The sequence below is a fragment of the Algoriphagus sp. genome (assembly GCF_024642405.1).
Taxonomy (GTDB): Bacteria; Bacteroidota; Bacteroidia; order Cytophagales; family Cyclobacteriaceae; genus Algoriphagus.
The window spans coordinates 1-12,201 of the sequence record NZ_JAHEBC010000106.1; the positions used below are offsets into that span (position 1 = coordinate 1).

The 12,201-nt window shown below is 38.6% G+C and carries 9 protein-coding genes; 7 read left to right on the forward strand and 2 right to left on the reverse strand.

Annotated features, from left to right (window positions below; all coding sequences use genetic code 11):
• Both Q0L68_RS09940 and sbcD read right to left on the reverse strand, forming a co-directional pair.
• Positions 1-672 (reverse strand): AAA family ATPase (locus Q0L68_RS09940; protein ID WP_296702402.1); only part of this gene is annotated, 672 nt, incomplete at its 3' end.
• Positions 669-1,898 (reverse strand): exonuclease subunit SbcD, encoded by a 1,230-nt coding sequence (gene sbcD, locus Q0L68_RS09945; RefSeq protein ID WP_296702404.1) that lies wholly within the window; start codon positions 1,896-1,898, stop codon positions 669-671. The genes Q0L68_RS09940 and sbcD, both read right to left, overlap by 4 nt.
• 107 nt (positions 1,899-2,005) lie before the next feature.
• Between sbcD and Q0L68_RS09950 the strand changes: the two genes are divergently transcribed.
• From Q0L68_RS09950 to Q0L68_RS09980, 7 genes are all read left to right on the forward strand, one after another.
• Positions 2,006-2,539 carry a septal ring lytic transglycosylase RlpA family protein gene (locus Q0L68_RS09950; protein WP_296702405.1) on the forward strand — a complete coding sequence of 178 codons (534 nt, stop codon included), beginning with the start codon at positions 2,006-2,008 and terminating at the stop codon, positions 2,537-2,539.
• A 59-nt stretch (positions 2,540-2,598) separates the two neighbouring features.
• The gene (locus tag Q0L68_RS09955; protein ID WP_296702408.1) at positions 2,599-3,669 is read left to right on the forward strand and encodes an efflux RND transporter periplasmic adaptor subunit; all 1,071 of its coding nucleotides are present in this window, start codon (positions 2,599-2,601) and stop codon (positions 3,667-3,669) included.
• Between the two features lie 3 nt (positions 3,670-3,672).
• A complete protein-coding gene (locus Q0L68_RS09960; RefSeq protein WP_296702410.1) occupies positions 3,673-6,723 on the forward strand; it encodes an efflux RND transporter permease subunit in 3,051 nt (1,016 codons plus the stop codon).
• Positions 6,720-9,890, forward strand: coding sequence for an efflux RND transporter permease subunit (locus Q0L68_RS09965; protein ID WP_296702413.1), 3,171 nt, complete (start codon positions 6,720-6,722; stop codon positions 9,888-9,890). Before Q0L68_RS09960 ends, Q0L68_RS09965 begins: the two co-directional genes overlap by 4 nt.
• Positions 9,891-9,957: 67 nt before the next feature.
• On the forward strand, positions 9,958-11,145 hold the full coding sequence (locus Q0L68_RS09970; protein WP_296702416.1) for a hypothetical protein: 1,188 nt from the start codon (positions 9,958-9,960) through the stop codon (positions 11,143-11,145).
• 204 nt (positions 11,146-11,349) lie between these two features.
• On the forward strand, positions 11,350-11,559 hold the full coding sequence (locus tag Q0L68_RS09975; protein WP_296702418.1) for a hypothetical protein: 210 nt from the start codon (positions 11,350-11,352) through the stop codon (positions 11,557-11,559).
• On the forward strand, positions 11,543-12,201 hold a 659-nt coding region (locus tag Q0L68_RS09980), incomplete at its 3' end, for a hypothetical protein (protein ID WP_296702420.1). The genes Q0L68_RS09975 and Q0L68_RS09980, both read left to right, overlap by 17 nt.

The following is a 12,201-nucleotide window of genomic DNA, read 5'->3' on the forward strand; positions in this document are numbered from 1 at the left end:
CTCAATCTTCAAATCAACTTGTTCTTTCTTTTTACTTTCGAAAGCTTCTTGAGTATAGTTTTCCAATGCTAAAAGCTGAGTCTCCAATCGGATTTTTTCTTCTCTTACTACCTTTAAAAGCGAACCTGTTTTTCCAGACAAATCAAATCTTTCTAAACCAAAAAGCTCCTTCATCATTTCTGCTCTCGGTCCAGGAGTCAGGTCTATAAACTCCCTGAATTTCCCTTGGGGAATGATCACCGTTTGCTTGAAATGCTCTTTTTTCATGCCGATGATTTCCTCGGCTTTTTCCGAAATCGGCTCCCAATTCCCTTCTATTTTTTCGTAGAAAGTATGTTCAGCCGGTCGCACTTCTTCAAATTTCTTAGGGTTTCTTTTCGCAGCATACCTTCCCAAAAAGCTTTGAGAGTTGTTTTTCCCGGATAGAAACTCAAAATTGATCAGAAGTGCATCGCTCTGTAAATTGAGCATGCTGTTTTTCTCACCTCGATCTGAAAGCCGCTCTGTACTTCCATAGAGTGCTAGAAGTATGGCCTCCAAAATAGAAGACTTTCCGCTTCCTACTGCCCCAAAAATTCCAAATAGCCCCGCTGCTGTCAACTGATCAAATTTGATGATCTGTCTTTCTTTATAAGAATAGAGTCCTTCTATTTCCAGTCTAATTGGAATCATGATTCGTTACTTTGGCTGATTACTTCTCTAAAAATCTCCATCAATTCTTCATTGGGTTCCTGCCCCTTTTCACTCTTATAAAAAAGTTGGAAAAGGCTGCTCATATCTTTTCCCAGATCCTCTACTTTCAAATTGTAATTTTCCTGTCCGAGTGGGTTTTTGATCTGAGGAATCAAATTGACGATTCCATCATGGGCTTTCATAATCGCTTTTCTGGTTGCAGCATCAATGGAATGCTCCGTGATGTAAGTAATTTCTACAAAGCAAAAAGGATTCTCTTCCAGCCAGGTCAGCGTTTCTTCCAGTTTTTCAAAAGTCATTCGATACAGTTGCCTACCTTGTTTCAAACCGATGGCTTTATAGGTCACTGCTTGGTTAGGCTCCGCATCGATGAGCACCACTTTCTTTTCCTGGTCCGCTTCGCTGAAAGAATAGGCCAAAGGTGAACTGGAATATACCACTGGGCAGTGTTCGTGGCCAACTGAATGGTAGCGATGCAAATGGCCCAGAGCCGCATATTGGATTTGTGAGGGAATATTTTTCGTGAACAAAGCCTGTGTTCCTCCCACGTGTAAAATCGGCCTTTCGGATTCCGGTTCTGCTTCCGGAGTTGTGCCTTCTTTCATAAAAAAGAAATGACCCACAAAGAGATTCACCCCATTTTCATCACAATAGGAATTTGCCAGTTTCTTCCATTTTTCCTGTAAAACCTCTCTGAATTCCGCCTCTCGATCTCCTTCTCCGAGATAAGTTTTTAATAAGGTTTCGTTGGCATAAGGTGCCAATATCACTCGTATTGGAAAATCAAATTTCGGAAGTTTCAACTCCACAAATCCTGATTCCGATTTCGTTATTTCAATTCCTGAGTCCAAGTTACCAGTAGGAATAATGCTGTCATATCTGCTGTAAAACAGGATTCCCAATTCCCTTGCGAGCGGGTCCGGTGCTTCGACAAACTGGGTGCTATCATGATTTCCGGAGATGGCAATGATTGGTCTTTCTCCATTTTTTGAAAGCTTTCGAAGAGTTTTATATAAAAGTTCGACTGCTTCATGATTGGGATTGAAAGTGTCGAAAATATCCCCGGCGAGGAGGATCAAATCCACATTTTCCTGATCTGCTATGTCAATGATTTCTTCCAGTACGAGCTTTTGCTCTTCTAATCTGGAAAATTCCTGAAGTCTTTTGCCCAAGTGCCAATCGGCAGTATGTAAGATTTTGATCATGGATGAATGGAAAAAGTAAAAAACTAAGTTAATCTTATGCTTTGCCGCTTGCAAGCTAAAATGCATGAATGACAGCAATTGGCATTTTTATTGACTAGCAAGGCCTAATGAAATTTGATAACATGCGACTGTGGGTTTTCCTGCTTATAGCAGTCTTTTCGGGAACATTTGCCCATGCAAAAATGGATGGAGATTCTCTTTTGATCCAACAGGGGGTAGCCAGCTTTTATGGCAAAAAATTTCACTTGAGGAAAACTTCAAATGGTGAAGTTTTTCATATGGATAGTTTGACTGCCGCACATAAAACATTGCCTTTTGGGACTGTTTTAAAGGTAACTAGAGTAGATTCTGGTAGATCAGTTTGGGTAAAAATCAACGATAGATTACCTAAATATTCCAAGCGAATCATAGATTTATCCCGAGCGGCTGCTACCCAATTAGATATGATACTTGATGGGGTAGCAGTAGTGAAATTAGAGGTAGTCGAACTAGAGGTAATCGATACTCTGATAGAGTATTATGGAGAAGAAAAACCACCAAGTATTCGATTACGTCCCATAGCTACAGCTATTAATTTTTATAAACCCATACCCGACTGGTTTATCCTTCCGGATTTGACAATTATTAACAGGCCTTTGTGATTATTTCTTTTGAGATTAAATAATTTCTTAGTTTATTCAATTTGAAACTATTTAAATTCATGAGACATTTCCAATTTACTCTCCTGTTCTTTTTAATCACCTTATTTTTTTCCTGCGAACAAAAAGAAGAGAAAGTCGAAGAAGCTCCTACTGAATCTTTTAGAAATGAAGTGGCCGCTACTGAGGTTCGTGTGGCTACTGCTGAGGTAAAAAGCTTTGATTATCTCATCAATGCAACTGGAAAGCTAGAAGCAGCAAGCCAGGTAACTGCTGTAATAGAGCAAGCTGGATTTTTGATTGAGCTGAATGTGAAGGAAGGCCAATCTGTTTCCAAAGGTGATGTGATTGCGAGGTTGGATCCAACAGAAGCTCAACTGAGGCTAGACAAAGCTCAGATTTCTTTAAGAAATGCAAATGCGGAATATGAATCCATGAAAATGGGGTATGAGACGATTTTTTCTTCAGGAGATGAAGACAGAAAGCAAACCATTGACGAGCAATTGAAAGCGAAAAGTGGACTTTTTATGGCTGAAGTAGAACTAAAAGAGGCACAATTGAACAGGGATCGATGTGAACTGAAAGCTCCGATTTCAGGAAAAATTGCAGATTTAAAATTTAAGGAAGGGAGTCTTGTAGGAGCCAGTCAGGAACTTTGTGAAATAATGGGTAGCAGCCAATTGATACTCAAAGTAAAGGTGCTTGAATCTGATATTTCTTTGATTTCTCCTAATCAAAAAGCAGAAGTTTACGCTGTTTCTGATTCACAGAATGCAATTGACGGGAGAGTCATAGGAATCAATCCAAAAGTAGATGAAAATGGCTTAGTACAAGTGTCAATTTCTATAAGTTCCCGTAAAAATCTCCTACCTGGTATGAATGCCAGAGCGATTATAAGAGCTCCACAAAGCAACAGTTTGGTAGTACCTAAAGATGCTTTGGTTTATAGATCGGGCAGGGCAGTGGTATTTTCGATTGAGAATGATGAATCAAAATGGAATTATGTTGAAGTGGGTAAAGATAATGGGGAGGAAGTAGAGATTTTGGATGGAGTAGATGCTGGCAGTACAGTGATCACCTCTAATAATTTACAATTGGCTCATCAGGCACCTGTTCAGATCGTAAAAGAGTAGGCCATGGTTAGATTTTTATTAGCTAGGCCCATTGCGGTATTTATGACTTTTATGGCACTGATTGTTTTCTCGATCATTGTTCTTCGCAGTTTGCCGATTTCTTTGCTCCCTCCGATAGATGTGCCTCAGATCGTAGTGAAAGTCAATTATCCCAATGCCTCTCCCGAAGCAATAGAGCAAAATGTACTAAACCCCATCAGGGAAGGTTTACTGACGCTGAATGGTTTGGAAGAGATGGATTCCAAGGCAGGGTCTGAAGTAGGAACCATCCGACTGACTTTTGATTACAGTACGCAAATGGAGTTGGCCTATATCGATGTGAATGAAAAGATCGACCGACTAACTAATTCCCTGCCCGAAGATCTTGGAAGGCCCGAAGTCATCCGAATCAATACTTCTGATATTCCAGTAGCAAGGGTACAAGTGGTTCCCAAAGAAGGAATCGATGAAGTAGAAGTAAGTCTTCTTGCAGAAAATGTATTGAAGAAAAGAATAGAACAATTGCCTGGTGTTTCCCTAGTAGACATCAATGGGAAGAAAGAAAGAATTATCACGGTCTCTCCAAATTCACAGGCTTTAGCAGCCTTGGGAATGGGGCAGGAAGAAGTGATCTCTGCGATACAAAATAGTAATCGTGAACTCCCTGGGATTTCTGTGAAGGATGGTCAATTTCGATATTATTTGCGCTTGGCATCAAGAGTAGATACTCCAGATGATATCCAAAAACTTCCTATCAGAACCAAAGGAGGAGCGATTATTCCACTTTCTAAACTGGCGGATATTAGCTATGAAACCAAGGAAATGCTTGGGTATCATTTATTTGGAGAAAATGAAAGCTTAGTCATCACTGTCCATAAGCAGGCTTCCGCAAAGATGAACGAGTTGATGCCTGAGCTGAAAGATGCTTTAGAGTTATTTAGAGTGGATTATCCTCAAGTGAATTTTGAATTGACACAGGATCAATCCAATCTTTTAAATGCTGCAATTTCGAATTTGGAAACCAGTTTGCTTTTTGGGGGTATTTTCGCTTTCGCAGTACTTTTTCTCTTCATGAAAGATTACCGCTTGCCTTTGATCATTGGAGTGAGCTTGCCTTCCTCCCTGATTATTAGCTTTCTGATTTTCTACTTCTTTGATTTATCCATCAATATTATTTCTCTCTCAGGACTTGCTTTGGGGATTGGGATGTTGATTGATAATGCGATCATTGTTCTCGATAATATCACCAGAAAAAGGGATGAGGGTTTATCGATCTTTGAAGCCTGCGTAGAGGGCGTCAACGAGGTAATGGGTGCTTTGATCAGTTCCGTGATGACTACTTTAGCGGTTTTTGTCCCACTCGTATTCTTAAGTGGGATTTCAGGGGCTTTGTTTTTTGATCAGGCTGTGGCAGTTGCGGCAATTTTAACGGTTTCATTGGCAGTCGCCTTCATTTTGCTTCCCATGCTTTACCTGCTGTTTTTTCAAAAGAGCAAAAAAGTACTCGATAAGGAAGAAGGCCCTTTTTTTAAGAGGGTATTAGGACTCTATGAAGTGGGATATTCTTTCATCACCTCCAAAAGAAAATTGGCTTTTTTTACTTTTGCTTTTTTGATTCCATTGGGATTGGGAATCAGTCAATTTTTGAAAACAGAAGGCCTGCCTGAAATAGAAAAGTTAGATGCTACCTTGGAGATTCAATGGAATGAACCTATTGGGGCATTGGAAAATAAGGATCGAGTAGTAGCCTTGATGAGACAATTAGGAGGAAGTTATGACCAGGCAGAATCGGATATTGGTGTAAGACAATTTTTACTTTTTGATGGGGAAAACTCCATTCAACAAGCATTTATTTATTTGCTTTTTCCAGATCAGGAAACGAAAGATGGGAAGCTTCAAGACATACGATCTTACTTAAAAGAAAATTATCCAGAAGCAGGATTTACCCTTGGCGATGCTCCAAACGCCTTTGATCAGTTATTTAGCTCCAATATGCCTTATTACGAAGTCCGGTGGAAGGACCTCTCTTCCAAAGAACCCGTTGCTGAGGAGAAAATGGACCCTTGGCTCAGTCAATTTCCAACACAAAATTGGGAAAGAGGCCCCGGACTTCAGAAGGAAGCTTCAGTGGTATTTACATTGAAAGCGGATAAAATGGCTACCTATCAGGTGCCTGTTAATTCCATTCAGGATCAGATTTCCAAACTGTTCGGTTCATTTACCATTACAGATATTCGCCGTTTTGGAGAAGTAATGCCGATTCGACTCAAAGAACCTAATGATCGATTTGAATACCTGTTGAGAACTACCCAATTGTCCACTTCTGACAGCGTGAGCTACGAATTGAGTGAATTTGTAGACTATGAGTACGAGGATCATTATAAATATATTACTGCAGATCGGGGTGGGGTTTACCAATCCGTTCTTGTGATGGAGGAAAACCCGGATGCACTAAAGTCTGAATATTTCAGTTGGGGACAATCCAAAGATCTAGGAGTGGAAATGACTGGACAATTTTTTAAAGACAAGGAAAATCTTCAGCAATTGATCGGGATCCTTTTGATTTCAGTTTTGCTCTTGTATTTCATTTTGGCAGCTCAATTTGAAAGTTTTATTCAGCCATTGATTGTGGTTTTCACACTTCCACTGGGGGTAGGAGGAGCATTTCTAGTTCTTTGGATTTTTGGAGCCAGTCTCAATGTGATGTCCGCAATCGGTTTGGTGGTAATGTTGGGAATCATGGTGAATGATGCTATTCTAAAAATTGACACCATCAATAGGCTAAGAATCAAGTATGATAAAATGGTCGGAATTTCCTTTGAAGAAGGATTGGAAAAAGCACTTCATGAGGCAGGTCGGATTAGATTAAAACCAATTTTGATGACTTCCATTACTACGATTTTGGCATTGATTCCAATTGTGTTTAGTTCTGGTCTAGGAGCTGATCTTCAGAGGCCATTGGTTTTTGCAGTCATGGGTGGATTGACCATCGGGACAGTGACTGCTTTGTATTTTGTGCCTCTGGCCTATTGGTTTTTTGTGCCCAAAAAGAAACACAAAGAAATTTCAATATGACTCCATTCAGGATTCTGATCGTATTTGTATTGCTTAGTATCATGGGATTTGCCGTGGTGCCTCTGCTCTCCGTGGATCTGAATCCAAGAGAAAGGGAACCTGTTCTAAGTATTAAATACAATGTCAACAATTCCTCGCCGGAAATAGTAGAAAAACTTGCCACCTCGCCTCTGGAAGGTACTTTTTCAAGACTTTCTGAACTCAAGAAAATAACCTCTACTTCCAATTATAATGGAGGCTTCATTACGCTCCGATTTGATAAAAATTCGGACATGGAGATGAAAAGATTTGAGGTATCGGCGATGATCCGACAAGTTTATCCTCAGATGGATCAGCAGGTGTCTTTTCCAACTGTATCTCAAAGTGAGGAAACCCGAGATGATGCCAAAACTCCAATTCTGGTTTACAGTGTCAACGGCCCTTTTGCTTCTTTTGAAATCAAGAAAATTGCGGAGGATATTTTGAAACCTTCGCTGACTAAGTTTGAAGAGGTGGAGGAAGTATTGGTTCGTGGAGCAAATGATCTCCAACTTTTTGTGACCTATGATATTCAACAACTTCAATCTTTTGGGATATCCAAATCCCAATTGGAGGCAAGTATCAATCAAGCATTTGGCACCAGTTACCCCGGAGCGGTTCTAAATTCCAAAGGAGAAACTTTGTTTATTGAAGTGGATCGTTCTTTAAGGGATTTAGATCAATTGGAGGATCTGATAATCAGTGAGGTGGATGGTTCTGAAGTAAGATTAAAAGATATCGCAAAATTGACTTTGGAGGAAGCTGAGCCCACTTACTTTTACCGGATCAATGGCAATAATTCCGTGACGATCTCGATTTTCAACAGGGATGGAGTTAATAAAGTGCTATTGGCACAAAGTCTAAAAGAATCTCTGATCGAAGCTGGGCGATTGTTACCGGCAGGATTTGAGGTAAGATTAGAACGAGATGATACGGAATATCTTGAAAAAGAATTGGATAAAATCTATAAAAGATCTGGGCTTTCCATTCTGATTCTAATCGTTTTTATTTTTCTGATCAATAGAGACATCAAATACCTGAGTATTTTGTTTTTGGGCATTATTGCCAATTTGAGCCTATGCGCGATTGTAATTTACTTTCTCAAAGTAGATATCCATTTGTATTCTTTGGCGGGCCTGACCATAAGTTTTGGGTTGATTGTGGATAATGCTATTATTATGATCGATCACTTACATAAGCACAAAAATAGAAAGGTGTTTTTGGCTTTATTGGCAGCTTCTCTAACAACCATTGCTGCCTTGATGATTGTTTTTTTCCTCCCTGAAGAAGATAGAAAGAACCTTACAGAATTTTCCATTGTGGTTTCCGTGATGTTGGGAATTTCCTTATTGATAGCACTGTTTTTCACTCCGGCTTTTTATCAGGTACTGTTTAAAGAATCCATCAAAAAAGGTAGGGCTTTGACCATTTCAAAATTGAGGAAAAGAGTACAGTACCTCCGAGCATATGAAAGAAGTATTGCATGGACGGCCCATTATAGGAAATCCTTTATTTTCTTATTAATACTCCTTTTTGGGACTCCAATCTTCTTTTTACCTGCCAAATGGGATGAACATGAATGGTACAATAAAACCGTTGGAAATACTTTCTATCAAGAAGAAATTCGGCCTTATGTGGACAAAGCCTTGGGCGGAGCCCTAAGAATGTTTGTCCGGGGAACTTATGAGAAATCCAGTTATAGGGAACCGGAAGAAACACGCCTGTATGTCAATGCCAGACTCCCTTTTGGGAACACACTGGAGCAGATGGACTTTATTATGAAAGAGTTTGAGGTTTATCTCAAAGGGGTGCAAGGGATCGATAAATTTGTGACTACAGTATATTCTGGACAGCAAGCTTCCATCGTAATCACTTTTGAAGAGGCCTATGAAAATGGGGCTTTACCATATCAGTTGAAAGGTAAACTTTCTGTCAAATCCACAGATTGGAGTGGAGCAAATTGGAATATCTATGGAGTTGGGCAGGGTTTTTATACGGGGCCAGGTGGAGAAGGAATCCCTTCATATCGAGTGGAGATGAAAGGCTATAATTTTGATGAGCTGGAACGGCAGGCTGATTTGCTTTCTGAAAAATTATTGAAACATAAGCGAATTCAGGAAGTCAACATTAACGAACGGAATTACGGGGAGCAAAAAACAGATGAATATGTTCTTCGGCTCAATCAGAATCAACTGGCTTTGGGAGGCATGAACCAATATGAATTGATCAGTTCATTGATGGATCTCGCGAAGCCTAGAGGACCTTCTGCGTTTTTGAGTTTAGAGGATAAAAATTATGGCTTGGTGGTTAGGGAATCTGATTCGGATGATTTCAGCAAGTTTGATCTGGAAAGTAAAAGTCTGATCGGAGGAGAAAGCAGAATTTACAAGGTTTCGGATTATGGGACATTGACGAAGGAAACTACGACCAATGCCTTAAAAAAGGAAGATAGGCAATACATTCGGGTTGTTTCTTTTGAATATATGGGTTCTGCCAAATTTGGGAATGAATATCTGGACGAAGTACTGGAAGAGATGAAGACCATCATGCCAATTGGGTACGAAGCCAAAAAACAATCCTATTATTATAGCTTTGAGAGAGCCAAAAGGCAGTATAGTCTCTTGGGATTTTTGATCATCGGGATTTTCCTGATCTGTTCCATTCTCTTCGAAAACCTCAAACAGCCGGTATATATTATTGCGATCATTCCGATCAGTTTTATTGGCTTGTTTTTGATTTTTTCTTTGTTTGATTTCTATTTTGACCAAGGTGGCTATGCAGCGTTTGTGATGCTGGGAGGCTTGGCTGTGAATGCAGGGATTTTCATCATCAATGACCTTAATAACCGAGTCCAGGGGCTTTATAACAGAAATGTTTTGAAGTCTGTTGCTGGAAAAGCCATTCCCATTTTATTGACTGTTTTGTCCACATGTTTTGGCTTGATTCCTTTCATTATGGAAGGTCAGAATGAGATTTTCTGGTTTTCTCTCGCTATTGGGACGATTGGTGGCTTGATATTCAGTATGCTGGGAGTTTTCTGGGTGCTACCTGTATTTCTGTGGAAGAAATATTTGGTTGAAGAGGCGGCTCCCGCTAAGGCACAAAGGAGCAAAAGAAGATGGTTTTTCTCCAGAAAGAAAAAAGGATAATAATTAGAAACTCTTGTCCTATAAATTTCGCTTTTTCAGACTAATCTGAAAATCTTAATTCTTTCTGATGAATAAATTCCCTCTTATTACTCTCAGTGTACTTTTTGGAACACTACTTTTTTCCTGCTCAGAAAAATCACCAGAATCAAATGTGATAGATCCTCATCAAGAACTACGATTTGAAGTCTATGATTCTATCATGGTGGATGTGCTGGAAAATGTTGTTCTATTGGATTATCAAGAGGATCTTGATCAGTATTTGGTGAAGGAACAGCGAGGAAGCAAAGTCCTCTTGGTTGATGGAAAGGGGGAAATGATCAAAGAAGTGGAACTGGTGGGAGAAGGACCAAATCAGATTCAGTTTTTTTTAGAGGGAAGGTTTTTGGGGAAAGATCGATTTATTTTCAAGGAAATATCAGGGACCATGGATTTCCATGTTTTTGACAAGGATTTTCAGAAGTTAGAAAAGATAAATGGTCCAGCTGAAGGATTTGGGGCAGGAATTTTTATCTCCTTTTTTCGTCAGTCATTTACCCCTTGGACAGAGAATGGAGAAATTTTTATTCTGGGTGAGGAGGTTAATACGTATAATCCTGGTGATATGGATCCCGATAAGATCGGTGGAGGATTTTACAGCCAAGTAAAGACTGGGTTTTTCTATAATTCCAATCAAGATTCCATTAACTATTTGAGTTTGTATCCTGAAGCTTGGGTTCCTCGCAGTAACAATCGATGGATTGGGCAGAGTTTTCCTTTTTTATCATTAGATGTGGAAAGGAAAAAAGCAGCGGTATTACCTCCCATTGGCAATCAACTTTTTTTATTTGATTTTGATGGGAACTCACTAATCAATGAAACAGCAGTAGCATTATCTCATCCAGATCGTGATCTGGAAATTCCAGATCCGGAACGAGATAATCGCCTTTATCCTTCCTTTAGCGATGTGAAATTTTTTGGAGAATATCAATTGGCGATGTTTTACACAGCTATTCCTGAAGACGTTTTGATTGAATTTCAGTCAAAAGGAGAGGATTACGCGAGAAGCCCTGAAAATCAAAAAGATTTGGCTGGGTATAGAAAACCGTGCTATATGGTTGTGAAAGGAAATCAGCAAATCGGAATTCTAACTGAACTTCCTGTGGAAGGTTCAGTTAATCTCGGATTATCTGATGGAACTTTATTTGTAAAAGCAGCAGATGGAGAAGTGGAACGGGATTATAATCTATTTTATAAGATAAGAATGGTGGAGGATTAAGGATTTTTGATAATCAATGAGTTAAGTATTAACTAATATTTATATTTTTTTATAAAAAAATAGTTCAATTTACTTGTATTTTTAGTTTGGGGTGGTAGATTACAATTGAAATTTCAATTTTGTCGACAGGTTCGATTTTTTAGGGCTTATTATCCCCTCCCTTCATAGTGAAATAGGAGAACTGAATTATTAACCGTATATATTATGAAAATTAAATTATTCGGATTCTTTTTGGCTTTTGTCATTTCAGGATCAATTTCGATTTACTCTTCACTTCATGCTCAAACAATGACGTGTTCATTAATTCCAGGTAGTGAAACATATGATCCAACTACTGGGTTTCATTGTGCACTATATAATTGTCCTACCGGAGAACAAGTTCAGAGTTGTCATGTTCATGGAGGAGATCAATAAATGTAAAGCAGAGCTTAAAGCTCTGCTTATTGCTTCTTTTCAGAAAAAGTGGAGTTATTTATTGGTATTTATTTGTTTTATCGCATGCGAATCAAAACAGGTTTTTGACTATTCTTTAAAATTTGCAAAATCAGACACCACTTTATTAAATGACGGTAACTTCAGGTTTTTAGGAACAAATTATGAGGTTTCAGATAAAAATAATTATCTAATAATTCATCAGGGAAGAGAGATTTATTGGTTTGATTTTAAAGTCGATTCAATTGTAAAATCGATTAATCTTGATACTACCAATTTAATATTACCTACAAGTAAGCTACAAAATGTCCTCTTTTTAGAGGATAGTAATTCTCTTTTTTTATTATTTCCTAATCAAAATAAAATTATAGGATTAGACGAGAATTTGAATATTATAAAAGAGTTGGACTTAAAAGGAATTAAAGAATCAGGTTTTATTTTAATGCCTTATGGACGAGCTTTTTATTATAATGAATTAAGTAACCAATTTGCGATTGGTATGATCTCTAATCAAATTATTGACCTTGATAGGTTTTTGAATGAAACCAGATTTTTGGGTGTATTTGATGGTGAAAATGGAGAATTGAAAGTGAAATTTGGAAGATTTGATGAAAATAATAGAAA

What these genes read in the sequence shown, in the direction of transcription:
- Q0L68_RS09955 (WP_296702408.1), top strand. Translation starts at nt 2,599, where the DNA reads ATGAGACATTTCCAATTTACTCTCCTGTTCTTTTTAATCACCTTATTT.
- sbcD (WP_296702404.1), bottom strand. Translation starts at nt 1,898, where the DNA reads ATGATCAAAATCTTACATACTGCCGATTGGCACTTGGGCAAAAGACTT.
- Q0L68_RS09970 (WP_296702416.1), top strand. Translation starts at nt 9,958, where the DNA reads ATGAATAAATTCCCTCTTATTACTCTCAGTGTACTTTTTGGAACACTA.
- Q0L68_RS09965 (WP_296702413.1), top strand. Translation starts at nt 6,720, where the DNA reads ATGACTCCATTCAGGATTCTGATCGTATTTGTATTGCTTAGTATCATG.
- Q0L68_RS09960 (WP_296702410.1), top strand. Translation starts at nt 3,673, where the DNA reads ATGGTTAGATTTTTATTAGCTAGGCCCATTGCGGTATTTATGACTTTT.
- Q0L68_RS09950 (WP_296702405.1), top strand. Translation starts at nt 2,006, where the DNA reads ATGAAATTTGATAACATGCGACTGTGGGTTTTCCTGCTTATAGCAGTC.
- Q0L68_RS09975 (WP_296702418.1), top strand. Translation starts at nt 11,350, where the DNA reads ATGAAAATTAAATTATTCGGATTCTTTTTGGCTTTTGTCATTTCAGGA.